The sequence below is a fragment of the Bacillus cereus group sp. N24 genome, from assembly GCF_016483345.1.
GTDB lineage: Bacteria > Bacillota > Bacilli > Bacillales > Bacillaceae_G > Bacillus_A > Bacillus_A toyonensis.
This window is the reverse complement of the sequence record NZ_JAEHCA010000130.1, coordinates 1-278: the sequence shown is the minus strand read 5'-3', so window position 1 is coordinate 278 and position 278 is coordinate 1. Positions and strand designations below refer to the sequence as shown.

Sequence of the window (278 nt, the reverse complement as noted above, 5' to 3'; positions counted from 1 at the left end):
ACCGAACCACAAAAAACATAAGATCATATTAAACCTACAGAACCATATAAACCAACATAACCAGACAAACCAACAGATCCAGTTAAACCTACAGAACCAGATAAACCAACAGATCCAGGTAAACCGACAGAACCAGAGAAACCAACAGAACCAGAGAAGCCAACAGAACCAGAGAAGCCAACAGAACCAGAGAAGCCAACAGATCCAGAAAAACCAACAGAACCAGAGAAACCAACAGAACCAGAGAAACCAACAGAACCTGTCTCTTATACAGATCT

1 protein-coding gene is annotated in these 278 nt (G+C 41.4%); it reads right to left on the bottom strand.

The features are described from left to right. Positions 1-88: 88 nt before the first annotated feature. The coding region (locus JDS95_RS30715) for a hypothetical protein (RefSeq protein ID WP_242474216.1) at positions 89-278 on the bottom strand (190 nt) is incomplete at its 5' end.